This is a genomic window from Nocardiopsis mwathae (assembly GCF_014201195.1).
In the GTDB taxonomy this organism is placed as follows: domain Bacteria; phylum Actinomycetota; class Actinomycetes; order Streptosporangiales; family Streptosporangiaceae; genus Nocardiopsis_C; species Nocardiopsis_C mwathae.
On the sequence record NZ_JACHDS010000001.1, the window covers coordinates 5595161 to 5620525 of the forward strand.

General features: G+C 66.5%; 20 protein-coding genes and 1 pseudogene. 9 read left to right on the plus strand and 12 right to left on the minus strand.

The window, feature by feature from the left end:
• The first annotated feature begins 27 nt into the window (after positions 1-27).
• The gene (locus HNR23_RS24555; RefSeq protein WP_184079164.1) at positions 28-810 is read left to right on the plus strand and encodes an alpha/beta hydrolase; all 783 of its coding nucleotides are present in this window, start codon (positions 28-30) and stop codon (positions 808-810) included.
• Between the two features lie 227 nt (positions 811-1037).
• Here HNR23_RS24555 and HNR23_RS27050 read toward each other — a convergent pair whose 3' ends face one another.
• The 5 genes and pseudogenes from HNR23_RS27050 to HNR23_RS24575 all read right to left on the minus strand — a co-directional run bounded on the left by HNR23_RS27050 (position 1038) and on the right by HNR23_RS24575 (position 11065).
• The gene (locus HNR23_RS27050) at positions 1038-1799 is read right to left on the minus strand and encodes a RecB family exonuclease (RefSeq protein WP_343070705.1); all 762 of its coding nucleotides are present in this window, start codon (positions 1797-1799) and stop codon (positions 1038-1040) included.
• Between the two features lie 124 nt (positions 1800-1923).
• Positions 1924-3810: pseudogene (locus HNR23_RS24560) on the minus strand (ATP-dependent helicase); the annotation flags it as partial.
• Between the two features lie 49 nt (positions 3811-3859).
• Positions 3860-6559, minus strand: a complete 2700-nt coding sequence (locus HNR23_RS24565; protein ID WP_184079166.1) for a DNA methyltransferase — start codon at positions 6557-6559, stop codon at positions 3860-3862.
• Complete coding sequence (locus HNR23_RS24570) at positions 6549-9623, minus strand: BPTD_3080 family restriction endonuclease (RefSeq protein ID WP_343070707.1); 3075 nt, start codon at positions 9621-9623, stop codon at positions 6549-6551. Before HNR23_RS24570 ends, HNR23_RS24565 begins: the two co-directional genes overlap by 11 nt.
• A gap of 479 nt (positions 9624-10102) precedes the next feature.
• A complete protein-coding gene (locus HNR23_RS24575) occupies positions 10103-11065 on the minus strand; it encodes a DNA/RNA helicase domain-containing protein (protein WP_246421852.1) in 963 nt (320 codons plus the stop codon).
• Between HNR23_RS24575 and HNR23_RS24580 the strand changes: the two genes are divergently transcribed.
• A protein-coding gene (locus tag HNR23_RS24580; RefSeq protein WP_246421853.1) for an IS3 family transposase occupies positions 11053-12236 on the plus strand; the annotation gives its coding sequence in 2 pieces (ribosomal slippage) (positions 11053-11299 and positions 11299-12236; 1185 coding nt in all). The genes HNR23_RS24575 and HNR23_RS24580 overlap by 13 nt on opposite strands.
• 197 nt (positions 12237-12433) lie before the next feature.
• A complete protein-coding gene (locus HNR23_RS27055) occupies positions 12434-12574 on the plus strand; it encodes a type I-E CRISPR-associated protein Cas6/Cse3/CasE (RefSeq protein WP_343070708.1) in 141 nt (46 codons plus the stop codon).
• 93 nt (positions 12575-12667) lie between these two features.
• Here the strand turns inward: HNR23_RS27055 and HNR23_RS24590 are convergent, their stop codons facing one another.
• The 4 genes from HNR23_RS24590 to HNR23_RS24605 form a co-directional block, all read right to left on the minus strand.
• Positions 12668-13300 carry an ATP-binding cassette domain-containing protein gene (locus HNR23_RS24590; RefSeq protein ID WP_184079170.1) on the minus strand — a complete coding sequence of 211 codons (633 nt, stop codon included), beginning with the start codon at positions 13298-13300 and terminating at the stop codon, positions 12668-12670.
• 11 nt (positions 13301-13311) lie between these two features.
• Positions 13312-15387 (minus strand): hypothetical protein, encoded by a 2076-nt coding sequence (locus HNR23_RS24595; RefSeq protein WP_184079172.1) that lies wholly within the window; start codon positions 15385-15387, stop codon positions 13312-13314.
• 73 nt (positions 15388-15460) lie between these two features.
• Positions 15461-15760, minus strand: coding sequence for a lactococcin 972 family bacteriocin (locus HNR23_RS24600; protein ID WP_184079174.1), 300 nt, complete (start codon positions 15758-15760; stop codon positions 15461-15463).
• Positions 15761-15774: 14 nt separating this feature from the next.
• Positions 15775-16068: a lactococcin 972 family bacteriocin gene (locus HNR23_RS24605; RefSeq protein WP_184079176.1), complete on the minus strand. Its 294-nt coding sequence runs from the start codon at positions 16066-16068 to the stop codon at positions 15775-15777.
• A 707-nt stretch (positions 16069-16775) separates the two neighbouring features.
• Here HNR23_RS24605 and HNR23_RS24610 point away from each other — a divergent pair.
• A complete protein-coding gene (locus tag HNR23_RS24610; RefSeq protein ID WP_184079178.1) occupies positions 16776-17165 on the plus strand; it encodes a hypothetical protein in 390 nt (129 codons plus the stop codon).
• A gap of 28 nt (positions 17166-17193) precedes the next feature.
• Here the strand turns inward: HNR23_RS24610 and HNR23_RS24615 are convergent, their stop codons facing one another.
• Entirely contained in the window at positions 17194-17751 is a 558-nt protein-coding gene (locus tag HNR23_RS24615) for a hypothetical protein (protein WP_221308240.1), read from the minus strand.
• A 225-nt stretch (positions 17752-17976) separates the two neighbouring features.
• On the opposite strand from HNR23_RS24615, the gene HNR23_RS24620 reads away from it, so the two are divergent.
• Together HNR23_RS24620 and HNR23_RS24625 are read left to right on the plus strand one after the other, a co-directional pair.
• Positions 17977-19536, plus strand: coding sequence for a toll/interleukin-1 receptor domain-containing protein (locus HNR23_RS24620; RefSeq protein ID WP_184079180.1), 1560 nt, complete (start codon positions 17977-17979; stop codon positions 19534-19536).
• Positions 19537-19578: 42 nt separating this feature from the next.
• Positions 19579-20109, plus strand: a complete 531-nt coding sequence (locus HNR23_RS24625; protein ID WP_184079182.1) for a hypothetical protein — start codon at positions 19579-19581, stop codon at positions 20107-20109.
• 224 nt (positions 20110-20333) lie between these two features.
• Here HNR23_RS24625 and HNR23_RS24630 read toward each other — a convergent pair whose 3' ends face one another.
• Positions 20334-21128: an NAD(P)H-dependent oxidoreductase gene (locus HNR23_RS24630; protein WP_184079184.1), complete on the minus strand. Its 795-nt coding sequence runs from the start codon at positions 21126-21128 to the stop codon at positions 20334-20336.
• A 98-nt stretch (positions 21129-21226) separates the two neighbouring features.
• On the opposite strand from HNR23_RS24630, the gene HNR23_RS24635 reads away from it, so the two are divergent.
• Positions 21227-22147 carry a helix-turn-helix transcriptional regulator gene (locus HNR23_RS24635; RefSeq protein ID WP_184079186.1) on the plus strand — a complete coding sequence of 307 codons (921 nt, stop codon included), beginning with the start codon at positions 21227-21229 and terminating at the stop codon, positions 22145-22147.
• Positions 22148-22212: 65 nt separating this feature from the next.
• Positions 22213-22626: a hypothetical protein gene (locus tag HNR23_RS24640; RefSeq protein ID WP_184079188.1), complete on the plus strand. Its 414-nt coding sequence runs from the start codon at positions 22213-22215 to the stop codon at positions 22624-22626.
• Here the strand turns inward: HNR23_RS24640 and HNR23_RS24645 are convergent.
• Complete coding sequence (locus tag HNR23_RS24645; protein WP_184080843.1) at positions 22607-23095, minus strand: GNAT family N-acetyltransferase; 489 nt, start codon at positions 23093-23095, stop codon at positions 22607-22609. The genes HNR23_RS24640 and HNR23_RS24645 overlap by 20 nt on opposite strands.
• A 522-nt stretch (positions 23096-23617) precedes the next feature.
• Between HNR23_RS24645 and HNR23_RS24650 the strand changes: the two genes are divergently transcribed.
• On the plus strand, positions 23618-25222 hold the full coding sequence (locus tag HNR23_RS24650) for a sensor histidine kinase (RefSeq protein ID WP_184079190.1): 1605 nt from the start codon (positions 23618-23620) through the stop codon (positions 25220-25222).
• Positions 25223-25365: the final 143 nt, after the last annotated feature.

Here is a 25365-nt window from a genome sequence, read left to right on the forward strand (position 1 = left end):
TCTCTCCCCCCCGACCAGGAGCTTCTCATGCGATCGTTCGAAGTGCACACTCTTGATGGAGTCCGGCTCGACGCTGTCCTTCACCCAGCGGGAGCCGGTACACGTAGAGGAACCGTCGTCCAGGCGCATGGCATCACGGTCGACAAGGATGAGGGAGGCATGTTCGTCCGCCTGGGGGAGCGCCTTGCCGCGGAGGGATTCACCGCTATCCGCTTCTCCTTCCGCGGGCATGGCGAGAGTGGCGGAGCCACAGAAGGCGTGACCATAGCTGGCGAAATGCTGGACATCCAGGCCGTCATAGCGCATGCGATCGAAGAGGCCCCTGTGCCGATCACACTGGTTGCTGCCAGCTTCGGGGCTGTTCCGGTTGCGCTGATGCTTCCTGCCTTGGAGAAGCAGATTTCCTCCCTCGTGCTCTGGAATCCGGTCCTCGACCTCGACCACACCTTCGTCCACCCCCAACTCCCCTGGGGGACGGAGAACTTCGGACCAGACCAGCAGCTCCAGCTGCACGAGCAGGGACGTCTATTGATTGACGGCGAGTTCCCAATCGGCCAGGTGCTGTGGCGAGAGTTCACACGTTACGAACCGTTGAAGGAATTCAATCGCTCCCATACCCCCGCCCTGGTCATTCACGGAGACCAGGACAGCTACGTCTCCTACGAAATCGCCCGCTCAGCCGCTGAGGCCCGGCCGAACACCGAGTTTCGCACCATCGAAGGGTCCGACCATGGGTTCGATTCCCGTGAACGTGAGGATGAAGCCATTGGCCACACTCTGAAGTGGCTTACGTCGGGCGGTGCCGCGTGAGCATCGACGACCTGTACGGCCCGGTGCATGTCGCGGATGGCGCTCTGATCGGCGAGTACTGCACGCTGGGCTGCCCCAAGGAAGCGCGGCTGCGCGATTATCTGCGGGGAGCGGCACCTGCCCCTCCCCGGGGCACTGGTGCACGTCGGTGCCGGATGCATCCTGATGAACCAGGTGAATTCTCTATGATGGCGTGTCGATTGGGGAGACAGCGTGCGGGCGCAACGTCAGCTTCCATGGCCGGAGCCAGGTTTCTCACGGCACAGGGCGACGAGGTCGCAGCGCTCGCACTGTTCGCCCCAAGCGTTCAGCCGCGGCAGATCGTTGGTCCGTAGCTCCTCGCCTGCTTTGCGGATATCCTCGCGCACTTCTGTGAGCAAAGAGTCCTCGATCTCCTCGCGCGTGGTCTTTCCGGCCTCGTCTAGGTTGAGAACCTCGATTAGATCCGCGTTTTCACCGGTCAACTCCCCATACCCCACGGCGTACACGTGGAGTTGGTCGCGGGTTACGTCTTCGGCCTGCGCTCGATCGGTCGACTTGAAGTCCACAATGGCCAGCTCGTCGGTATCCAACCGGCGGATCAGGTCGATACGCCCAACCACAGTGATACCGGGGGCGACGTGCACCTGGACCTGTTTCTCCGAGTGGACGGTCCGCGGGATCTCCTCGCCGTGAGTGCCAAAGTAGCGCTTGATCGCCTTAGCGGCGGCCTGGGCGAGCTTCGTTCGCAGCTCCGGGTAAGCGAATGGCGTGTGCAGGTGGCGTGCAACGAGATCCTCGGCGTCGGAGGCGTCGAGCAGCTCTCCATCGACGGCCTTCTTGTGCACCTCCGCCAGCGCATCGTGCAGCCCTTTGCCGTAGCCAAGGGCCTCGTGGAGTGGCGGGTTGAAACCGTAGAGGAACCGCAGTTTGAACGAGTAGGGACATTCGAAGAGGTACTTGAGTTCGGAGAAGGAGAAGATCAGCTGCGGGATCTCCTGTCGAGGCACAGGGCAGCCGATCCGGCAGCGGGCGGGTGCTCAGTCTGGTTGACACCCACCTTTGGGCAGAGCAGTGGTCGAATAGCGGTGACCGGTTCCGGTACCGTGAGGAACCTCCCGGCGAGTACGTCAGGTTGAGGTACTTCTGCGCCCGGGTGACGGCCACGTAGAACAGTCGGGTCTCGTCCTCGACCGTGCCCCGATAGCGGTCCGGATCGTCGATCGCTGTCTGCGGCACGACGTGGAAAAGCCCCAAACCTCCGTGCCGCTGTGAGGGAAATCGGTTCTTGCGCAGGCAGGGAAGGAACACTACTGGCCATTGCATCCCTTTGGCCTGGTGCACAGTGGCCAGCATGACTGCGTCCGGTGCTGCATAACCGACGTCGGCGTCAGACTCGGCGTAGTAGCCGGGGGCCTGGTGCCGCAGCCAGCCAACAAATGACTCGTACTTTTCCGCAGGTGAGGTGTTGAAGTAGATCTGCTCGAAATCCGAGATCACCTGGCTGAACTTCCCCAGCTGGTAGAACACGAGTTCGCCGCGGCCCCGCTGCCCCGGTACGGTTTCTTCGCGCAGATTCAGCCTCTCTAGGAAGTCGAGGTAGACCCGCTGGATGTTGTATACGCCGAAGCGGACCCCCTGCTCGAAATCCCGACCCTGCTCCAGTACGTCGAGCGCCGCCGACCAGTTGTGACCATCGGGAAGGAGATCGGCGTCCCGCCACAGCTCCCGCAGCTCATCGGCTGAGATCTCCCGGACCATGAAGCGGAATATCCCGACGACGGCTTGGATCTCCACGCTGTCGAACAGCCGGTTCAACCCTTTGACGACATAGGGGATGCCACGTCGCTTCAGTCCCGCAACCAGCGGGTCTGCGTCTTTAGCGACCGACCGGAACAACACCGAGCAATCGGACCAGGACAGTCCGCGTGGCACGGCGTCGGGGGTGTCCCGGAACGGAACACCGCGCATCTCCTCGATCCGGTCACAGATCCAGACGGCTTTCTGCTCGGCGTCGTCGAAGGCGAGCGCGAGCAGGTCTCCACGCTCCCACTCCTGGGCATTCGCCGAAACCATGCGCTTAGGGAGCCGGCTACCAGCCGGGATCCGTTCGGCGATCGAGCGGCCGAGCTCCACGATGCCCGGGCTAGAGCGGAAGTTGTCCGCCAACGTTACCCGCCGGACCCCGTCGTAGCGGTCGGCGAAAGTCACGATGTTGGAGACCTGGCTCCCGCGCCACTGGTAGATGGTCTGGTCGTCGTCGCCGACTACGCAAAGGTTGGCACCGTAGCGCACTAAGCCCTTGATCAGGCGCTCTTGCAGCGGGTTGACGTCCTGGTATTCGTCAACGACCACGTAGCGGATGTGGCTGTGAACTACCGCTGCGTCCTCATCGTCGTCCGGATCGACTTCGAGGAACTGTACAGCCAAGTTGATCATCTCGGTGAAGTCAAAGCTCGCATGCTCGTACAGCAGCTTCGCGTAAGACTGAAACGATTGGCGGACACCGTCGGGCACTTGCGCCTCGTCGATGGAGTCCTCCCGCAACACACTCATCGCCTGCAGGAACAGGTTAGAGTTCTGATACCGCTTCAGACGGGGCTGTTGTGCCGGGGGCAGAGTCGGACATGTTGTCAGGCCGGACTTCTTGCTGTTCCGGTCCACGAGGAGCCTGGCAGTGATGTCCGTGAGCACCGAGAACTTGAAGGTGTCGGGGACCAACCGCTGCAGCAGGTCCAGGCAGTAGCCATGCATAGTGCCGATGTACATCTCGGCCATTCCCACGACCTCGCCGCGCTGTTCAGCGACGATGCCGAGGATCCGGTCTTTCAGCTCGGCTGCGGCCTTCTCGGTGAAGGTGAACGCAACAACGTTGCGGGGTTCTACCCCCGGCTTAGCGAGGATTGCAGCGATACGCTGGGAGATCACCTGGGTTTTGCCTGAGCCTGCACACGCGATGATCTGCAGCGGCTCTTCCAGACAGTCGATCGCTTCCTGTTGTGCCGAGGTATAGGACGCCATTGTCACCTTCCTGCCGTCTTCGTAATCCCACTTCGCTGATCTGTGGATGTCAACTTACTTCGAAGACCTTCATGACCTCGTCACCGTAGTCGTTGATCACCTTGACAGCGATCTTTCCGGTTGTCGGCTTCGGGAAGGGACGGGAGGAGGTTGCGTACAGCGATGCCCAGGTATCGGGGTCGATCTCGGCTTTGAGCGCAGTCTTGAGCTGCTTGTATGGGTCGGTACTGCCGGTGAAGTAGCAGTGCCGGACGAAGAACGATTCCTCGTTGTAATCAGTGTCGATCATCCACAGCGCGATTCGGCTGGTGTCAGTGCTGCGAATCTCGCCGGTCGTGGGGTCGTAGATGTCCACCCCATTTAGGTGCACGACAGGGCCATCGTCGGTGTCCTCGACGTCGATGTCAGGCTCGCCGAAGACAGTGAACAGGTTGCCTGCGCCGGTCTTCTTCAACTCCTCGCCCATCAGCAGGTCGGCGTTCATCCGGACCATAAGTACCGGTATACGCCCGAGCCTGCGGGTGGCCGCCACGTTGGCGAAGCCGTCGTCTGAGGCTTCTACGGTTACGCCGTCGTCCTCGGTCACCCCCGTGACTTGGGCGTCGAACGCGAAGCCGAGCACGCACAATAGGTCGACACCTTCGGCTTTGATCGCCTCCCGCGCCGCCTTCTTGATGAACGACGGGCTGACCGTTCCGTACTGTGGCCCGATCGCGAGTGCTACCCGCGCCGCCGCACCGTCCTCGGCAAGGCCGCCCCGTTCGCCGATGGCCTGAATGTACTGGCCTGCGTAGCTTTCGAACGAGGCAAAGGTGATCCGTTCCCGGCGTCGCCCATTCTGGATGCCAGCCTTGGCCAGATTATCGAGGATCGAGCGCTCGAAGTCGGGGGCGTTGGCGTCTTGGCTAACAGCAGATTCTGCCGCAGGCTCTTCCAAGCCGCCAGAAAAAGCCAATGAACGGTGAGGGCTGAGCGACTCAACGGTGAAGGGTCCGGCGACCCGGACCTTCTTTTTTTCTTGGTAGGGCCTGTCGTAGAGCAGCTCGTAGTCGGCGTGTCGCTTGATTGCAGCGTCGACCTGCTCGCGGGTCATCCCCTCTTTGATATCGGGGTTGTTTGCGATTGACTTTAAGGTAATGTGCTGGACCCGCTCATAGATGAAACCGTGGCGGATATCGTTCTTGAACTCGGCGCGGGGTAGCACCTGAGCAGTTAGCGACTGTTCCTTCTCGTGCCCCTCAGCGGAGTCAGCAAGGATGTACCAGGGGTAGCGCACGCCCATGATGCGTTGCCGGGCCAGCGCGAGGGCAACCCGGGAGGTGTCGACGGTGATCCAACGGCGGCCCCATTGTTCGGCCACGTGGGCTGTAGTGCCGCTACCGCAGGTGGGGTCGAGCACCAGGTCTCCGGGGTCGGTCGCCAAAAGCATGCAGCGCTCAATTACTTTTGAATTTGTTTGGACCACATAGTACTTGTCGTCCGTGAAGTTTCCAGTGCCGGTATCAGTCCAAAAATTAGTGCGAGCTTGATAGGGGAAGTCATCCGCGTACCGACGGTAACGGATGCTGCCGCTTGCCACATGAATCCGTTTCGCCCATGCCAGGCGATTCATGCCGTCCGGGTAGTTTGCCTTCCAGTGGGAAGTCTGGCCAGGGTGATAGGTCTTACCCTCATATTTGAAGGGCTGAGATCGGTCCGGAGGGCCCTGTGACTGCAGGTCGCCGGGCGAGTAGATCCTAGCTTCGGTGGGTAGTTGGTCGACAGTCTCGCCCCGTTTGAGGCCGCGGGAGGTGCCGTCGGGAAACTCGACCCACCGATACGTCTTCCGATCGTTTGCGGGTTGCCACAGGGTTCGCGACTTTAGGTTTGAAAGGTCCCTAGCATACCAAAGGATGTAGTCGCCATTCCGTCCCAAAGACAAGGCCTGCGTAAAACCGCTTGTCGTGACGAAACTGATCATCGAGGCAAAGTTTTCGGCGCCAAAGACTTCGTCCATCACGGACCGTACGAGGTGCACGTTCTCGTCACCGATTTGCACGAAGCACGATCCGGACTCGGTAAGTAGCTCGCGCGCAACGAGCAGCCGGTCACGAAGGTACGACAGGTAGGAGTGAATCCCAAGTTCCCACGTGTCCCGGAACGCCTTGATCTGCTCGGCTTCCCGCGCCGCGTCCTCGAGTCGACCATCCTTAACATTGCGGTTTCGCGCCGAAACCTGCCAATTCGAGCCGAATTTGATCCCATACGGCGGGTCGATGTAGATCATTTGGACCTTGCCGCGCAGGTGCTCGCGCTCGGCGAGTGAGGACATGACCTGCAGGGAGTCGCCAAGAATCATGCGGTTGGACCAGTTAGCGTCGTGCTTGTAAAAGTCGACCTGGTCGAGCTCGTCTAAGCCATCGAAGTCGTCGAAGAGCGTGAGCTCGGGTTCCTCCTCCGATCGTTCGGCAGTCCGGCGGAGGTTCTCGATCAGCACCCGCGGGTCGATCTTCTCCTGGATGTAGATCGGCGGGGCATCTACCACAAGGTCGTTGTCGTCGCTGCCTTCCTCGCCGACCTGGGGGTACTTGCCCCGCCAGACGAGTTGGGGGTCCAAAGACTCGTCCCGCGTGTGGCGAATTCGGCGGACCTCCTCGATTTCCGGGTCAAGAAAGTCGTGTGCGTCGGCGGTGGGGATGTTGGTTCGCCTGTTGTCGTGCTTGATGGCGTCGACCGGGGTCGGGCCCTTCGTGATCTTCTTACGCGCCACCAGCGCTCCTCACGTGTGCGTCGTAGTCGAGCAGGTCTGGATCGCCGATAATTGGTTTGTCACCGTAGAGCAGTTGGATCGCCTCGGCCAGTCGGGTCTGAAACGAGAGAGGGTGAGTCATTTCGACGTACCCCCAACGGCCGAGCCCTCCGTGGTTGTTCACGGCAACGCACCACGAATCCCGGGCCGTCGTAGCCTTCGCCTGGGTCGGTCCGGGGCTCTTCTGGCTCCCGGAGACTTCCACGATCAGGATGCGATCGAAGTCTTCACCGTCCAGACGGTGCATCCGAACCAGGAAGTCCGGAACGTAGGAATGGGTGCGCCCCCCGTGCACATACGGGATGGAGAAGCCGAGATGATCATTCTTGACGTAGGCCGCGACGTTCAGATTCAGCTCTAACTCAGCCGCGAGCAACTGCTCCCACGTATTTCCATCCGCCCCGTCCAGGGTCACGTGTGAGACCTCGGACTTTTCCGTTGGCACTGTGGCCTTGCGGGTGTGGAAGTAGACCTCTTCGGTCGAGCCCACTGGGTCGAACCTGTTCAGCATTGGCCGTAGGCGAACCCGTCGATCGTTATAGCGGATGATTGCCCCCCAGATCTGCTCAGCTGCCTCGGCCTGCGCCTTGGTGATAGTCATCAGATGGCCAAGGCTGTAGCCTTCATCGACCTTCACCCGTTGCTCGATCCACTCCCGGCAAAACCTGACGAGTTTGGGGAATAGCCAGGGACGCTTGTCCTCCGCGGTGTTGAACTGGGTATCAAGAATGCGCTTCGCGAGCGCGAAGGCCACCTCTTGGGGTCGGTAGGTCCGTTCCTCACCGAGGTCGTGTTCACCCGCACCGACCACGCCCTGCATCTCGACCCAGCGTGGCACTGTATTCGGCCCGACCTCGAACATCGGGGTGGAGTCGAGGTCTAGGTCGATCTCCTCGTCCGGTACCTCGACCCGGTAACCGTCCAGCTTTGGGAAGCTAATGCGCAGATGCTCGCGACCCTCCAGAGCGCCGACCTCCTGGACCGGCTTGGGCGGTAGAGGATCCTTGGTGGGCTTGTCCGAGGGGATGAACTGGAAGGGGATGCCGTAGACGTTGGCGTACTCCGGCTCGAAGAAGCCCTCGTTGTTGACCGCATAAGACCGGCGCCGTAGTCCGCGCCCAACCACCTGCTCGCATAGCAGCTGGCTGCGGAACGCTCGGATGCCCAGGATGTGGGTGACTGTGTTGGCGTCCCATCCTTCGGTCAGCATGGAGACGCTGACAACGCAGCGGACCTGCTCGCCGAGTCGACCCTTCTTGCCGACGGTATTCATCACCTCGCGCAGAAGCTCTTCCTCGGTGATCTTCTCGACGTCGGCGCCCGGGTTACGGCGACGGTACTCCGCTTGGAAGGCGGCGATTTCGGCGGCTGCAGCCTGCTTGAAGTCCTTCTTCAAGCCCTCACCGGATTCGATCGCCCGGGAGTCGATGAGGATCGTGCGAGGTCGGGCCAGAGGCTTGCCGTCGACCACGTTGCTGAGGAGTTCCAGGTTGCCGCGCTTGTGCGCTACAACCTCGTCGTCCTCCACGACCTCCTGGCCGGCGATCCACTCATAGACGAGTTTGCTCACCGTGGTGTTGGGACAGACCACGATGAACACCGGCGGCGGCTCGCCATGTGGCTGCAGCGAGGTCTCCCAGTGCTCGAAGGCCTTCTGGTAGCTGCGGTGCAGACTGCGTAGTGCGCCTTCCAGCTCGGGTTCAGGGATCCAGTCCTTCACCTTGTCCTTCAGCGCCTTCTTGGGCAGCTTGTCGCCGACGAAGTCCCACAACCGCAGGTAGGTGACCTGGTCGTGATCGGCATCGTCGTCTACGGGGGTCCGCGGAACCTTCACGATGCCTGATTCGATCGCGTCCATCAGGGAGAAGTCGCTGACGGTCCAAGGGAAGATGTAGCCCTCGTTGTAGCCCGAGCCCTTGAGGTAGAACGGTGTGGCTGAGAGGTCGAAGATCTGCTTGATTCCGGCGTGCTTGGCAACTGCCTGCAGGCCCTTGAACCAGACGCGGGCTTCCTCGTTGGCCGACTGTTCTTCCTTGCTGAGCTTCTCACCGCCTCCTGCGGCCGAGAGCGGACGGTCCTGATAGCAGTGGTGGGCCTCGTCGTTGAAGACGACGACTTGCTGCTGGCCGGAGCCACCCAAGTCACGGAGCACCCGGCTGACCATGGCCTTGGGGGTCTCCTTGAATGCGTCCTCGGTGCGGTCGCCTTTGAGGAGGAGGCGGGTGTTGCGAGCTACGCCCTGGATCTCCTTGGCGTCCTTGAGCTGGAAGGCGTGGTAGTTAGTGATCGCGATACGCGTGTGGACTAGGCCGCCTTTGAGGTCCGCCGGGATGAGATCGCGCTGGTCGTAGTAGTTCTCCGGGTCTTCAGGGAGCAACACGCGCAGGCGGTCCCGGATCGTGATCCCTGGGGTGACCACAAGGAACCGGTTGCTGAACCGCGCATCACGCGGTGACTGCACCTTATTCAGTGTCTGCCAGGCGATCAGCATCGCCATGACGACCGTCTTACCACTGCCGGTGGCCATCTTCAGCGCAACGCGAGGCAGCCCGGAGTTGTGTGCCTCGTTCTCCGGCTCTAGGCGGCGCCGCCAGTCGGTGTAGCCGTGGCGTCCAGCGACCTCAGTTAGAAAGATCGCAGTCTCCGCAGCCTCGCGCTGGCAAAACAAGACACGGTTGTCACGGTTCGGGTCCGCCCAATGCTGGAGCAGCTTACGGCTGATGGGGGTGACGCCCGAGTACTCGCCTCCGCGCCTCCAGCGAAAGACTTCCCTGCGCAGGTCGTTGATCAGGCTGTTGCGCTCCCGGCGCTCGCCAGTGGCGTCGAAGTCGATCTCGATCTGGTCGAGGCCCTTCTTGCCCTTCTTGGACACCGCGATCGGGATGAACGACTCGCTCGGCCGCCGCCCCTCGCGGATCTCGCCGGTCGGCCCCTGCGGGCCGACCTCGTAGTACCGATCCGGCTGCTCATACGGTGAGTTGAGGATCGGGTTCTCGATCACTTTCGTCATACGTTCGTCGCCCACCCCCTTGGCATGGGCACCATGCTAACGAGAAACAGGTGACACGAGTTCACGGGAAGTCAGGAAATACGGGTGTTCCTGGGATGCAGCCGCCCCGGGCACTCTGCAAGGGCCGGTGCTGGGCTCCAAGCACGACACCCAGTCGACATGCACAGCTGCCAACGCCTGGTGTCAGGACGCCATTGACAGTTCATCGTCGGCGCTGCCGGTCGTGCCCCCTCGGTGTCCCTGCCTCTGATACAGCACCGGGTGGCCGGGCCTGGAGTCTTGCGAGGCCGCACTGTGATCTCGTCCACACCGTGGACACACGGAAGTGGGGCGTCGCCGACACAAGCACGAGGCACGGCAAAAATCACCCCGTGCGTACGCCAGCGACGACCTCACCACAGGGCTGCTGTGGGCGGCGAGCTCCCTGGGGCAAGGCTCTCCTGTTCAACGATGCGTTGATCGCCGAGCGCAAGTCCGAACTCGGCAGGGCGGCGTTAGTGGGTTCCGTAGATCAGGGTGGTGAGGAAAGCCTGGGTCTCCTCGTCGGTCGAGTACACGATCGTGCCCCTCATGCCTCGGGTCAGCAGGACCTTGTAGATGTTGCGGATGAGCGCGGCCGCCTCGTCGTCGCTCATCTGCTTGCGGAGGTCGGGGTCCTTGTTGGCTGTGCGGTCGATGACCAGCTTCCCGTCGCGGAAGAGCAGGTCGGGGCCGAGGATGACGCCGGACCAGTCGTACTCGAAGCCCTGTGCCGTGTACACGCACCCGACCTGATCGAAGCCGCCTTTTTCGGTCGCCCACAGCGCACTGGGCGGGGCGCCGTCGGTTTTCCGGTCACCCTTGTTGTTCCAGGGACGGTGCCAGTCCCCGATGCGTACATCCTTCACGAGTGAACCGTCCGGTTGCACCTTGCTCCATGGCCAGCAGTAGCCGGCGCTGATTCTGGCGGATTCCCCCCTGATCAGAGTGGGGCGAAGGCGCGTCTCGATATCCTCCGGCGATTCCCCGACGGCGAGACGGAACCTGTCGTTGTCCCCTTCCCACGGGATGGGGCCTCCCGGGGTTAGGCCGAGCAGTCGGAGTACCCACTCTTCGTACTTGGCGCTTCCACCGCAGCGGAACTGGCCATTGAGCGAGATGTGCTCGACCTTCAATCCCCTCGACTCGGCATGGGCGCGGATCGCCTGAACCGTTCCCATCTCTTGTGGGCGGACGACCTGATGTTCGTCGAGGAGGAAGACCGGGACCCGGGCCGCCGAGACGAGTTCGTCGATCTGCGGTCGCCCGCTCCGATCTTGGGAGCGGGTGTATCGATTCTCCGACGTTTCGCGGATTCGGTGTGCCTCGTCGCAGATCAGGACGTCGAGTTCGTTGTCGTGAGGTGCCCCGAGGTTTCCGGACAGGGACCCAATAAGATGGTCCCGTAAGGAAACGAGGGGAAGAATTGAGCAGGGCAAGCAAGTACTCGCCGGAGTTCCGCGAGGAAGCAGTACGAATCGCGATCGAGTCCGGGCGTCCGATCGCGCATGTCGCCAAGGAACTCGGTGTCAACTCCGAAACCCTGCGCACGTGGGTCAAACGCCACCAAGAGAGCCGCGCCCCCGAAGAACCCGGACTCGACCTGAGCGAGCGCGCCCGCCTCCGGGAACTCGAACGGATCAACCGCGAACAGGCCAAAGAGATCGAGTTTCTAAAAAAAGCGGCCGCGTACTTCGCGAAGGATCGTCCGTAAGCGACAAATACGAGTTCATCGAGACCATGCGTTTCGATGACACCGCGAAGTACGCCTTCACCGTCGACTTCATGTGCTCCCGCCTCGACGTGTCCCGATCGGGGTACTACGAATGGCGAGCCCGACCGGAATCAGCAACCCATCAGCGGCGAGAACACCTGAAACTCCTCATCGAAAAGGCCTTCGACGACTCCGAGGGAACCTACGGCCACCGGCGGGTGCACGCCCAGCTCCAGCGCTGGGATGTGCAGGCCGGCCCCGAGCTGGTGCGCCTGCTCATGCGACAGATGGGCCTGGAGCCCTGCCAACCGCGCCCTGCCCGCGGGTGCCTGACCGACCCCGACGGCACCGCCGACATCCCCGACCTGGTCCAGCGCGACTTCACCGCCCCGGCGCCCGGTATGAAACTCGTCGGTGATGTCACTTACATTCCTACGTGGGAAGGGGGGCTGTACCTGGCGACCGTGATCGACTGCTGCACCAAGGAAGTCATCGGATACGCGATGGGCGACCACTACCGCACCCCGCTCATCATCCAAGCGCTGAAGAACGCTCAGCGAAACGGAAAGGTATCCGCAGGCGCAATCTTCCACTCCGATCGTGGCAGCAACTACACTTCACGGGGTTTCGGCGAATTCCTCGCCGAACACGGATTTCAGCGCTCGGTCGGCCGAACCGGGATCTGCTACGACAATGCCCTGGCCGAGTCGTTCTTCGGTGCGCTGAAGAACGAGCGGGTGAACCGCATGGTGTATCCCACTCGTGAAGGCGCCCGGCGCGACATCACTTGCTATATCGAGCACTGGTACAATCATAGGCGCCTGCACTCCGCGCTGGGATACAACACGCCCGCGGAGGTATACGCAGCCCATCAGGAGATGCGATTGGCCGCGTGAAATAGCCGGTTCAAACCCTGTCCGGCAACAGCGGGACCCCTCAGTCGGGCCTTCATGTAGCTGTTGAAGTAGGTGAACAGCTTCTGCACGCGGGTCGACCCTTTTCCGGCGACCTTACGCATGGTCTGGGTGAACGATCGCGATCCGAACGTTCCAGCGCGCGACGCGACGCCCGCCTGAAGATCACCGTTTTGCCGGTGTCCTACGACGGTCGCCTCATCGTCACCGATCCGGCGGCCTTCACCGCAGCACTGAAGGAAGGCATCGGGCGTGCAAAGGCCTACGGCTGTGGCCTCCTCAGCCTGGCGCCCGACCGTCCTCGCCCGGGGATGAGCTGAACGCGGACCAGGCGACCGGGGTCGGCGAGCGCTCTGGCGATGCTGCCGTCCCGGTCAATGGTTCCATCTTGGGAGCGGGTGTTCGTGGTCGCCCTACCCGACTACGGCGAGGCGCTGGGTGTGCACGTCGAACACCTCATCGCAGGCGTCGCGTACGTCGTCGTTGTGGGTGGCGACCACCACCGCGCACCCCTCGTCGGCCATTTGGCGCAGCGTGTCGATGACCATGCGCCCATTGTCCTCGTCCAGTGCACCGGTCGGCTCGTCGGCCAGGACCAGCGAGGGCTTCTTGACCATGAGGCGGGCCAAGGCGATGCGCTGCTGCTCACCGCCGGACATGCGGTGGACCTTCTCCCGCTCGCGCCCGGCCAGGCCCACGCGCTCCAGTGCCCGGGACTGGAGCTGCTGGTCGCGCCCGGCCACGTCCAGGTTCTGCTTGATGGTGGCGTTCTCCATCAACGCGTAGTTCTGGAACAGATAGCCCAGGTGGGCGCGGCGGAAGCGGCGTCGTCCCCCTGCGCCCAGGCGGGTGAGTCGCTTCCCGTCGTGGAGAATGTCGCCGCCGCTCGGCTGCTCCAGCAGCCCGAGGCAGTTGAGCAGGGTGGTCTTGCCCGAGCCGGAAGGGCCTACGAGGGCGAGCATCTTCCCGGTGGAGACTTCGAGGTCGACGTCCCGCCACAGTGTGCGCTCACCGAAGGACTTGGTCAGCTGGACGGTGCGGATCATGGGTGGACTCCTTAGGCCTGGGAGGCGCCTTCGCGGACGATGCGGCGGTGGAAGAGGACGAGCGCGCCGATGGTGATCGCCAGCGATAGCAGGGCGATCCCGGCCGCGTAGAACGGTTCGGCCCCGCTGGTCGTCATCGCTCCCGGCGGTGCGAGTCCCATCGGGTCGTTGGCTGCGGCGAGCCTCGCGAGGGTGTCCCATGTGGCCCAGCCCGTGAAGGCCACCGCGATGAGGGCCTCGACGGCGAGCAGCCGCCGGTGAGTCGCCAGGAAGGTCCATCCGCTGATGTGCCGGGCGACAATGGTCTGGGCGCGCGTACGCACGTGGATGATGCATGCCGCCACGGCGGTCAGCACCAGCACTGCGGCTGCGCCCACGAGGTTGAAGGACTCGGTCCGCAGCGTGGCCAGCGTGGTGGCGTGCTCTTTCAGCGCGCCGGTGGTGAGCATCTCGACCATGGAGATGTAGCGGGAGGCGTTCGGGTTCTCCGCGCGGAACCCCTCGACCACCTCGGGGTCGGGGAACACTGTTGCCTGGCTGGTCATGTGGTTGACGTAGGCGGTGTCGGACAGTACCCCGCCGTTGGGCAGGGCGATGATCACCGGGTCGCGCATGAGCGGCAGGAACCGGGGCCCGTTGAAGCCGCCCGAGCCGTAGGTGAACAGGGTCTGGCCCTCAGCGGACGGCAGGACCTGCACGTCGAAGTCTCGGTCGGATCCGCTGTTCACGTCGAGCCAGTTGTCCTTGAGCCCCCTCGCCAGCTCGTCACCGTAGGCCGATGCCGAGTCCGGGAGGATGATCCGGATGTTCTCGCCGGAGCCGTAGCGCTGCCCGGACGGGGCGAGCACTTCCTGCTCGGCCAGGTAGGTGTCGTTGACGACGAGGATCGGGGCGTCCGGCCCGGGCGGTCTGTTCTCGGCCGGGTCGACGGGCAGCAGTTCGAACGGTGATACGTCGATGGCCAGGACCATGTCCCCGTCGCTGTCGACCTTTCGCAGCCACGGCCCCAGCTCCCGGTCGACCGCGTCGTCGTCCGACCAGCCGTAGTTGGCGCTCAGAGCAGGCCGGGAGGTGTCCCCGTACTGCTCGTAGACGTCCAGGCCGATGGCCTGCTCGCGGGCGTCGTGCGCCGCGGTGACCAGGCCGGTGGCGATCACCAGGGTCAGTACCAGCACGGGTACGCGCACCAGATAGATGGCCGCGGTGCTGCTGCGCACGGGCAGGCGCCCCTTGAGCCCGGGAAGGATTCCGGTCGCGTGTACCAAGCCGAGCATGCCGGCGTGCACCAGCAGGCAGGGCACGGCCAGGATTCCCAGGAACACTCCGGCCAGGGGCAGATAGAAGCCGAGCTGGTTCCACCCGTTATACAGCCCGAGAGCACCCAGAACGACGACAGCGGCCGCGGGTAGGACCAGCGTGTACAGGAGTGCGACCCTGGCCAGTTCGTTTCGCAGGATCGCCGCATAGGAGTGGCCCTGAAGTCGCATGACCGCGTAGTCGCGCGAGGCCAGCAGGACCCCGGCGCCGACGGCGGTCACGCTGGCCAGCAGAGCCACGGCCGCGAGGTTGAACAGGTGCCCGCCGGTGAAGAAATGCCACAGCTGGGTGATCTGCGTGCCCGGGGCCTCGTATAGGCCCTGATCGGCCAGAGCCTCCCGCAGGGCGGTCTCAGCCTCCGGCGGACCGAATACCAGATAGTGCCCCTTGGGGCCCACTTCTCCGAACTCGCCGATGGGGTGAGTCTCCACCGTGAAGCTGCGGCTGAAGGACGGGTAGCCCTCTTCCAGCCAGTCGGCATAGCGGGAGTCGGGGTCGGAGACCGCCAGATACATGTGGGCTCGTGAGGACGGCTCGTGGACGTCCAGGACGGTGTAGCCGATCGCCGCGCCGTACTCGTCGGCGACTTCCTGGACGCTGCGCGCGACCTCGCCGTTGTCGTGGATCCCCTCGTCCTGGGTGATCCACACAAGCTCAGCGTCGTCGAGGACATAGAGGGTCTGTTCAGCGGTGGCCGCGAGCAGGAAGGCGATGAGCGCAGCGAAGGCGACACAGGCCGAGTAGGCGAAGGTGAGAATGCGGTTCGGCACCGAAAGGTCCTGAAAGATGAAGAGGGGGCTCGTCAACGGATTCACATCGACGAGCCCGCTGCGCGGATGAAGATCAGCAGCTGTTGCGCCAGTAGGTTTGGTTATTTCCCGCGGCACGCAGGGTCGTGGCGTTGGACCACAGCCCCTGTCGAGCTGAGGCACGCACCGTCGTGACGCCCACAGCGGTGGACCCGTGGCACGTGGAGGGGTGGTAATAGTTCGACCAGACCGGCCCCGACCTAGGGAGACCGCTGACGCCGTGATCCCACTTGCCCCCGCCGACCTTTTCAATGGCTGCTGCAGCACCAGCGGTGCCGACCACAATGCCTGCAGCCATAAGTACGGCTATGGAAATCCGTTTAGCTGAATTCATGTATCCTCCTCAGCTCAGCAGGTGTTGCGCCAGTAGGTCTGGTTGTTCGTCCACGCCTCAGGGGCTTTGGCCCGGGACGTGCGGCCAGCATTGGCCTCGGCGCGGTCCACGTATTTGCCCACAGCGGTGGAGCCATGGCAGACGTCGCGGTGGTAGTAGTTGGAGTAGACGGTGCCCCCGGAAACGCCGTGGGTCCACTCGCCGCCCCCGATTTCTTTGAAGGCAGCCATAGCGGCACTTGCACTTCCGATCGTCAGGCCGACGGCGAGAACCGCTGTCGTCGCAGCGCGCCTGGCAGAACTTTTCATGGGGAATCCTCGGTAGGTGACAATACATGGTTGGCCGCAAAGATCGGACAACGGCGGAGGATCCTAGCAAGCATCGCCAAAAGTGCACAATCGTCGTTTTCCTGCACTTACTCCCAGGTTCGGGCGATAGGTGGATTTCATATTGTGATGCCAAACACAACGGTTCTGGCTAGGGGGCGAAGCGAACCGCACAAGGCCAATGCCTGACGGTCGATGCGCGCGAGGAAAGCGCAGACAATCCTGGTCTGAACCCCGACCTGCGCCCCTCAGCAGGCCAGGTCATCCGGCCTGAACCATGCCCTCCAGGCCGCGCGTGAGTAGCCGTCTGATGCTGGAGCGCATCGTCGGCCCGGTCGACCGCCGCTCGGGGAAGACGCTGAGCATCACTGGCGAGGAGGTTGACTGGGGCGCTTCGTACTTGCGGTGCGGGTATTCGGGCAAGGCCCGCCTGGCGGTGCCAACCTACGAGGGGCGAGGGCATCGTGGGGAGCCCGGCTGTCCGTTAGCAATGCTGAATCCGGGTCAATGCACGGTCTAACCCCGGTTGTTCAGCGGAACCAGAGCCCCTTCCTAATGGCAACACGAGAGGTGCCCTGAACTGCAATGATGCGAGTGCCGAATTCGTATCCGCAGCAGAATCAGGAGCACCCATCTCGTGAGCGGGCCTAAACGCGGGGAACGCGGCCTGTCCTCCACAGGCCGAGGGCATGGCGGGCACGCTACTCGGGGCCGCCGACAAAACCCGACCGCCCTCGTGCCACGGGGTTTCCTCCCTGGCTGCCACTCAGGTCGACTACAAGATCAAGGTCACCAGCACCAGCAGCCTCTTCATCGACACCGAGGTCGAGGTGCCAGAGGTCCCGCTCGTGCGCGAGTACGTCGAGAACCTCCTCCGATTCAAGTCACACACGGAGTACACCGTGTGCGACATGGATGACCTGGTGCTGGCCGAGCCCGGTGAGGAAGCCCCCGGCGTGGAGTGCCGTGCCTGGCAGCCCTACGAGAACGGCGGAGGGCGGCTGTCCACGGCGACGGTCCTCCCCGACGCGAACGGCGGCGTCCATGGGTTCAGCTTCGGCGACCCCGTGACCGACTGACCGACAGCCTCTGGAGGGGCCGAAAGGGTCAGTCGTCGGTGTCGGGCCGGGTCTGGTCGCCGTCGTCGGTGGCACCGTCGTGGAAGTGGGCGACTCCGGCGACCTCGGCGAGGAGCTGGGCGAGGTCGGTGAGGGAGCTGCGGACCTGGTCGAGTTCGCGGCGCAGCTCGTCGGCGTGCTCCCAGGCGCGCTCGTGTGCGACCGGGTCGCCTCCCTCGGGCAGGGTGGCCTCGTCCGACGTCAGGGCCGGGTGCCACCGGGCGAGGAAGGGGCGCAGAGTGCCGTTGAGGACGGCGACGGCGATGGCGCCGAAGGACAGGCGGCCGGGTGCGCGTCGCGGTGCGACTTCGGGGCCGTAGCGGCGGAGGATCTCACGGGTGCTGCCGAAGAGCGTGTAGACGGACGCCAGGGCTTCGCGCATCAGACCCTCGTCCGGTCGCAGATCGACGACCGTGACACGGGTGATGAGCTCCACGTAGAGCTCCCAGGCCGCGCGCCGTTCGGCGTCGTCCGGCTCCCAGACCCCGTTGATCTCGCCGAACAGCGGAATCGACAGCTTGACGGACACCTGAGCTGGCTGCGGCACGGGTACTCGTCCTAACTTGATCCGGGCGTTGTCCGACCTACGATTCCGCAATCGGTTCCACCGACCCATCGGATCCCTTCGCCTCTGCCCCAGACAGTACGGTACCCACTGCGGGGCCGGGCTTCAGGGCTGGAGCCCGGGTCCGTCCCACCCGCCTCCGCTGGAATCACGAGGGACCGTCCGGACTATCCTTCTCAGCGGCGTCCGTGGGCGAGGGGAGGAAGCTTGGCAAGCGCCGGCTGGGACGTCTTCTTCAGTTACCCCCGCGCGGACTATCCCCTGGCCGCACCACTGATCGCCGCGTTGAACGCACGAGGACTCCGTACCTTCGTGGATCGCAGCCATGTTCGCGACTTCACCAGCATCAGCGGTGCCCTGGCCGACAACCTCGCCCGCTCGACGCTCCTGGTCGCCTTCTATTCGGAGCGCTACCTGTTCCGGAGATCCTGCAACTACGAGCTGACCGCCGCGTTCGTGGCGGGGCAGCGCGAAGGGGACCCCTGCCGCCGGATCGCGGTGGTGAACCCGCACGCGAGCTTCGACCACATCCACCCCACCGAGTTGCGGGACCGGCGGTCCCTGGCGCTGTACGAGTACAACGACCGTTTGGCGGAGCTCGCCGGGATCATCGAGGACAGGGTGCGCCGGGTCGGCGGTGTCATCGGCACTCCGCCGGATGCGGCACGGACACCGTGGTATCCCCCGCCGCCCCCGGTCGGTTCCGTGGGGGTGCAGCCGTATCGAGGGGAACTGTGGGCCGCCCACAGCGCCCTGCGCCCGGGAGCGGCCGCGTACCACACGGGCTCCTGGGAAGGGGGAACCGCGCGTGTCTGCGCCCTCGACCAGCCCACCGCCACCGCTTTCGCGCAGGATTACGCCCTGCAGTTCAGCGCGGCCTACCCAGGCGGTGTCTTCTGGTTCTCCCTGGCGGAGCGGCCGGGGGAGCACGCCCCCGACACGTTCGCCCGCAGGCTCGCCACCATGGGCGACCTGGTCGGTGTCGGCGGAGGTCCGCCTGAGGAGACCGCCCGCCGCCTGGCCGGCATCGCCGAACACGTGGAGCGTGCGGACGGGCCGTCCCTGTGGGTGCTGGACGGACTGCGCGGCCCCCACGACCGGGAGGCGCCGTGGATGCTTCGGAACCCGCAGGCGCGCGGCTCGACGCTGATCACCGGGCAGGTGACGCGGTACGACGGCCCCGGCACGCTCGTCGACATCACCGAACCGGACGGTGAGGTGGCCAGGGCGGTGCTCCTGCAGGGCGGCCCTCCGCTCGTCGCCGGCCGACCGGGTCAGGAGGTCTTCGCCGACCGCATCGTGCGCCACGTCGGCGGCCACCCCGCCGCGCTCGCCGCCGCCCAGAGGCTGCTGAACGCCGCCGACCCGCCGGACCTCGCCTACGAGAACGTCCACCGGCAGCTGGGCGATCCGCAGGTCGACGCGCTGGACTTCGACGCTCGCTACTCGCGCCTGACCGCGCGCCTGGCGAACGAGGTGTCCGCGCTGGGGGACGGGGCGCGGGCGGCCGTGGTGTGGGCGTCGCTGGGCACGACATGGGCGGTGTCGGCGGAGACGGTGGCCCGAGCGCTATCGCTGCTCGACGGTGCCGGAAAGCGCGGACCGATGGGCGTCCTGGCGGTCCTGGGGGAACAGCCCTACGCCCGGCTCGAATCGGGAAGGCTGCGCGTCCACCCCCTGCTCGCCCGGGCGGTCCGGTACCGCATCGCCGACTCCGAGCTGATGAAGGAGCTCAGCGGGGTATGGGAGGAAGCCTCCCGGCGGTGAGTCGTTAGCATGGGCGGGAGACGGATGAGGGGGCGACGCGGCATGGCGCAGAGCAGCGGGCGGCCGGGAACCGCCGCCGACCGTGCGCACAGTGCCGCGTTCGCGATCCAGATCGAGCTCAGCACGCGGATCGGGGCCCGCCGCCTGGGCGACTCGGAGGGCATCCTGCGTGAGGCGCTGACCTCGCTGCGCCTGGTCTCCGAGACGGTCCAGGAGGTCATCGGAGAGCTGCAGGAGCCGGACCTTGTGGCCGGCGGCGGCGATGCCGACGCCGACCGTGTCCGCGCGTGCGCCCGGAGGCTGGACGACGTTGTCCTGCGCCCGTTCCTGGACCGCTGGGACCCCCTGCTGGCCGAACACGAGCGGCTGCGCCCGCCCGGCGGGACACTCGTCGCCCATGAGGCGCGCTGGGCGCAGGCACAGGAGTTCCGCTCGGCGCTGCGTGACCTTTCCGAGCCGCTGATCCGGATCAATAGGGAGCTCGCCGACATCACCGGCGCCGATCTGGAACCTCCGCTCCCAGAAGTCCAGCCGCGGACCGCCGGGCCGCGCGACGGCCGAACCACGCCGTAGCCTCCGGCTCCGCCCACCGTCGTCGATCCTGCGCTCTTCGGGGTGGATGCCGTGGGTGCCCCCGCGCCCACGGCATCGTGCTGACCCCGATGAGATCGCCGACGCGGACGGCCTCGCAGCGTCGCGCGTGCCGGTCGCCGGGGATCGGCTGCCCATTGGCGAAGGGCGACCTCGCCCCCTGCCCGCGCTGCCTTCGCGTGACCGGCGGGGAGTGCCGGGGCGCGTCAGCTGTGCGGCCGGAGGTGGAGGTCGAGGCCGCCGGTGCCCACTGTTTCGACGTCCGGGCGCAGGCGCATGTCGTGGTCGTAGTCGCCGCCGTTCAGTGTGCGGAAGCCGATGGGCTCGTCGGTGAAGAGGCGGTCGAGGCGGTGGGCGTATTCCCGCTTCGCGTCCGCGAAGCGGCTCTCGGGGGCCTTGTTGACGTCGTACATGGCGAACGGTTCGAGCGGGGCCAGGCCGGTGAACCAGAACAGGCCGTGGTGGAGCGGGAAGAGGACGTCGTTCAGCCGCCCGTGGACGCCCCGGTCGGAGAACGACGGTTCCTCGGCGCCGAGCGTGACCGACGCCATCGCCCGCCGACCCGCGAGCCCGCCGTTGCTGTAGGGCGGGGGGTGCCCTGGGCCGTGGGCGAAGCCGAAGGTGAAGACCCGGTCGATCCAGCCCTTGAGGATGCCCGGGACGGAGAACCACCACATCGGGAACTGCAGGATCACCGCGTCCGACCACAGCAGCTTCTCCTGCTCGGCGGCGATGTCCGCGGACAGCCGCCCCTCCGCGGTGGCCCGCCCCGCCGCGTCGAGCACGTCCAGGCGCTCGTCGGCCGGGTGGTCGGGGTAGTCGTCGGCGTCCAGGGCCGCCTTCCACTTCATCGCGTACAGGTCGGAGGTCCGCACCCGGTGTCCTGCCGCGGTCAGGTGCTCGGCCGCGAAGTCGGAGAAGGCCGCGTTGAGCGAGCGGGGCTCGGGGTGGGCGGTGACGATGAGGACGTTCTTCTGCGGCTGCTGTGCGCTTTCGGTCATGACGCCACCCTGGCCCGAGCGCGGGAGGCCAACCAGTACCCCGTTTGACCGGAGGTATGCCGATCCTGGTACTGGCAGGGCCACGCATACTTGAGCACATGGACACCGTGGACCGCACCACCCGACACCGAGACCACGTGGACAGGGCGGACAGAGCGGATGGGATCGACGGGATCGGCGACCCGCGCCGGGCGCTCGGCGCCTTCCTGCGCGCCCGGCGCGGGCGCGTTGCACCCGAGGACGTCGGGATCAGGGCGAACGGCCGGAGGCGGGTGCGCGGGCTGCGCCGCGAGGAGCTGGCCCAGCTCGCCGGGATCAGCGTGGACTACTACGTGCGGCTCGAACAGGGGCGTGCCGTCCAGCCGTCCGACGGGGTGCTCGACGCGCTGGCGCGGGCACTCGGCCTGGACGCGGCCGAGCGGAAACACCTGCGGACCCTGGCCTGCGCCGAGCCCGCCCCCGCGCCGCGGCTCCAGGTCAGCCCCCTGCTGCAGCGCGCCCTGGACGCCATGGTCGGCTTGCCGGCCTACGTGACCGACCACCGCCAGGACGTGGTGGCCTGGAACGTGCTGGGCGCCGAGCTGCTGGGCGGCCTGGGCGACCCGGGGCGCCGCGACCCGAACAATGCCAGGTTCCTCTTCCTCGACCCCGCGTCGCGCGACGTCCTGCCCGACTGGCAGGACCGCGCGGACGAAACGGTCGGCCTGCTGCGCGTCGCCGCGGGCCGCTACCCCGAGGACGGGCTCTTGGCCGCGCTCATCACGGAGCTGTCGGAGCGCAGCGAGGACTTCCGCCGCGTCTGGGACACCGGCGAGGTGGTGATGTGCGGCGCGGGCCGCAAGCGGCTGCGGCACCCGGCGATCGGCGAGATCGCCCTGGAGTACGAGACCCTGCACGTTCCGGAGTCGCCCGGCGAGACCGGCCTGGTGGTGCACGTACTCAGCGCCGAGGAGGGAAGCGCGGAGGCCGCGGCCCTGGCCTGCCTGGCGGCCGAGTGCTCCGCTCCGTGCCGCGGGTGAGGCGCCGGGGCGGCGCGGGGTAGCGTTGGCTCGGTGCGTCACCACTCGGCGAGAGGAGACCGACCATGGCACGGCTCGCGCGGCTGCTCGGTGCGGCGACGGCGGCGTTCGGCGCGGCCACCGCGGCCCGGCCGGAGATCATCGCGCGGCCGCTCGGCCTGGCCGAGGACGACGGCACGGTGTCGCCGCGGACGCGGCTGCTGATCGAGCTCATCGGGTTCCGGGACGTCGCCGTTGGAACGGGCATGGTCCTTGCGCCGCGCGGCGCCCCGCTGCGGTGGCTGATCGCCGCCCGCACCGTGTCGGACCTCGGGGACGCCTACTTTCTGGGCCGGTCTCTGCCGACCCCGGCGTCACGGGCGCTGGGCGCCGCGATGGCCGGCGGGTGGGCCGTCCTCTGTGCGGCCAGTGCCGCCACCGCCGGGCGTCGGGCGCCTCGCGGCGAGTCCGGCGTGCCGGTCAGGCCAGGTCCTTCTTGAACCCGACGTGGGTGGGGCGGAAGCCCAGCCGCTCGTAGAAGCGGTGCGCGTCCGTCCGGGCGGCGTCGGAGGTGAGCTGGAGGATGGTGCATCCGCGTGTGCGCGCCTCGCGTTCGGCCCACTCCATGAGTCGGCCGCCCAGGCCGCTCTTCCTCTCGTCCCGGTGGACGCGGACGCCTTCGACCTGTGCCCGGGTGGCCGCGCGGCGGGACAGGCCGGGGACGAACGTCAGCTGGAGGGTGCCGACGACGTCGTCGCCCCGCTCGGCCACGGCCAGGAGCTGGTTCGGGTCGCTGTCGATGGCCGTGAACGCGGCGTGGTAGACGGCCAGGTCCTCGACGTCCTCGCGGAGCCGTCCCAGCGGATCGTCGGCGAGCAGGGCCACGATCGCCGGAACGTCGCCCGCCTCGGCCCGCCGGATCCGCGATTCCCGAGCCAAGCTGTGACCTCCCTTTCCCGTTCTGCCCATGCGGGCAGCGCCGCAGTGCTCGCCGTCGTCGGTGAGTGCCGTGCCGCCCTCCGGGAACTCTGCCACGAGGACGTGGGCACGGTCGATGCCCGCGGAGTGGTCCGCCCGCGCCCGCGCTCCGCGCCGTGAAGGGTGAGGGAGATCGCGCGGGCCGCGCCGACCATGGATCGGGTGGCCGGTCGTTCCCAGGCCCGATACGCCGCCTGCCCACGTCGTTCGCGGGCGGGTGTGTGCGGCGGGTCGGTCACCCGAGCTGTCGATATGTCGGAAATGTGGTGGTAGGCCGGTCGGTTGCCCTATGTCATGGTCACCCCGGTGTTGAGTTACCTGGCCGGAGTGGGTAGGTTCATGGCCCTGGTCTCCCCCAAGTGCCGCGATTCGGCACGGTGCGCACTGTGTTCCGTGCTGCCTCGGTTCCTGACACCCCCCGTGGGAGCGCCGTCTTACCTCCTCCCACCGCGTCGACATCCACGCGGGCGCCGTCCGCTTGCCCCACCCCGACCAGACCAGGGGAGCTGATCGATGTCAGCACACACACCCGCCGACGACCAGCGCCTGCCGCCGCCCGGCAGACTGGCCGGATACGTCCTCCTCGGGGCGACGGTCGCCATCGCCCCGGTGTGGACGTGGGTGACCCTGTCCGTGCCGTGGTCGGTTCGGGCCCCCGTCCTGGTCGGCGGCATCGCCACCGGCGCGGTCGCGGTCGCCGCCCTTGCGGCGGCCGCCTACTTCGCCGCCACCGCGCGCCGGGAGCGCGAACGGGCCGCGTACGCCGAGACCGGTACCGCCCGACTGGAGCGCGAGGTGCTCCACCTGTCGAACACCGCGCTTCCCGCCCTCGCGGGCCGCGTGCGCGAGGGAGTCCCGGCCGGGTCGGCGCTCGCCGAAGCCGACCTGCCCGGACACCACGCGCTGCGCCACATGGCCGAGCACACCGCGCGGACCCTGGAGGAGAGCGAGCGCCGGGCCACCGCCGCGCGAAACGCGCTCGCGGAGATGGAGAGCGAAGCCGCGGTCCTCACGGACGAGACGCTGCCCGCCCTGGCCGCGCGGATCCGGGAGAGCCGCTCATCGTCGGTGGACACCGCCCTCGCCGACGTGGTCCGGCCGACCAACGGCGAGCTGCGCCGCGCCGTCGGGCAGACCGCCCGCGCCCTCAGCGAGGCCGAGCGCAGGAGCGGTGCCGCCATGGCCGGCTGCGCCAGCGCCGCGGCCCGCGTGCAGGCCCAGGTCACCTCGCTGCTCGCCCGGCTTCGGGAGCTGGAGGACACCTACGGCGACCAGGAGGAGATCTTCGCCGACCTGCTCGACCTCGACCACAGCGTCTCGCAGACGGGGCGGCTGGCCGACAGCTTCGCGCTCCTCAGTGGCGGACGCTCCGGCCGCAGGTGGACCAAGCCCATCACGATCGAGAGCGTGCTGCGCGGCGCCATGGGACGCATCAACGCCTACCGGCGCGTGCGCGTCCACTCCGCCAGCACGGTCGCCGTCGCCGGATACGCCGCCGAGGGCGTCATCCACGCCGTGGCCGAGCTGATGGACAACGCCGCCGCGTTCTCGGCCCACGACACCGAAGTCCACGTGTACGTGGAAGAGGAGAACACCGGTGTCACGGTCATCATCGAGGACAGCGGCCTGGGCATGCGAGCCCGCGAGCGGCGCCGCGCCGAGCAGCTCGTGTCCGAGCCCATGGACCTGGCGACCCTCCCCGGGACCCGCCTGGGCCTGGCGGTGGTGGGGCGCCTGGCCGCCAAGTACGGCCTGACCGTCAGCTTCCGCCCCTCCTCGCGCGGGGGGACCGGCGCCGTGGTGCTGATCCCGCAGCACCTCATCACCCAGCCCCGAGCGCAGGCCACCGAGCCGGCCGCGCCCCCGTCGCCGGCGCCCGAACCGGCCCTCTCCAGGGCCGGCGCCCGGCCCGCCGAGGCCCGGGACGGCGGCGGCCGCGACGGCCTGCCCAGGCGCCGCCGGGGCGAGACACTCGCGGCCGCGAACGGGTCGGCACCCCCGCCGCCGGCGGCGTCGGTCCCTCGGGAGCGCCGTGACTCCGGAGCCCGGTTCGCGGCCTTCCGCCAGGCCGGCCGCGGCCGCGGCCCGTCCGAGACGGGTGAGGGGGACCGTCCGTGAGCGCGTAAGACCGCCCCAGCCCCCGTAGCACCCCTGGGCCTCCCGCGAGAGGCCCGCACCGTTCCCCCGGCCCGGCGCCCCCGGCGGGCCGCCGTACCCGCCCCGAGAAACCGACCGAGAGAGCAGGAGGCAGGGGCCTGCCC

Bases quoted from the DNA above. Each gene is read 5' to 3' on its own strand.
- HNR23_RS24555 (WP_184079164.1), top strand. From the start codon at position 28: ATGCGATCGTTCGAAGTGCACACTCTTGATGGAGTCCGGCTCGACGCT.
- HNR23_RS24590 (WP_184079170.1), bottom strand. From the start codon at position 13,300: ATGATCCGCACCGTCCAGCTGACCAAGTCCTTCGGTGAGCGCACACTG.
- HNR23_RS24600 (WP_184079174.1), bottom strand. From the start codon at position 15,760: ATGAATTCAGCTAAACGGATTTCCATAGCCGTACTTATGGCTGCAGGC.
- HNR23_RS24605 (WP_184079176.1), bottom strand. From the start codon at position 16,068: ATGAAAAGTTCTGCCAGGCGCGCTGCGACGACAGCGGTTCTCGCCGTC.
- HNR23_RS24610 (WP_184079178.1), top strand. From the start codon at position 16,776: ATGGCGGGCACGCTACTCGGGGCCGCCGACAAAACCCGACCGCCCTCG.
- HNR23_RS24625 (WP_184079182.1), top strand. From the start codon at position 19,579: ATGGCGCAGAGCAGCGGGCGGCCGGGAACCGCCGCCGACCGTGCGCAC.
- HNR23_RS24630 (WP_184079184.1), bottom strand. From the start codon at position 21,128: ATGACCGAAAGCGCACAGCAGCCGCAGAAGAACGTCCTCATCGTCACC.
- HNR23_RS24635 (WP_184079186.1), top strand. From the start codon at position 21,227: ATGGACACCGTGGACCGCACCACCCGACACCGAGACCACGTGGACAGG.
- HNR23_RS24640 (WP_184079188.1), top strand. From the start codon at position 22,213: ATGGCACGGCTCGCGCGGCTGCTCGGTGCGGCGACGGCGGCGTTCGGC.
- HNR23_RS24645 (WP_184080843.1), bottom strand. From the start codon at position 23,095: ATGGGCAGAACGGGAAAGGGAGGTCACAGCTTGGCTCGGGAATCGCGG.
- HNR23_RS24650 (WP_184079190.1), top strand. From the start codon at position 23,618: ATGTCAGCACACACACCCGCCGACGACCAGCGCCTGCCGCCGCCCGGC.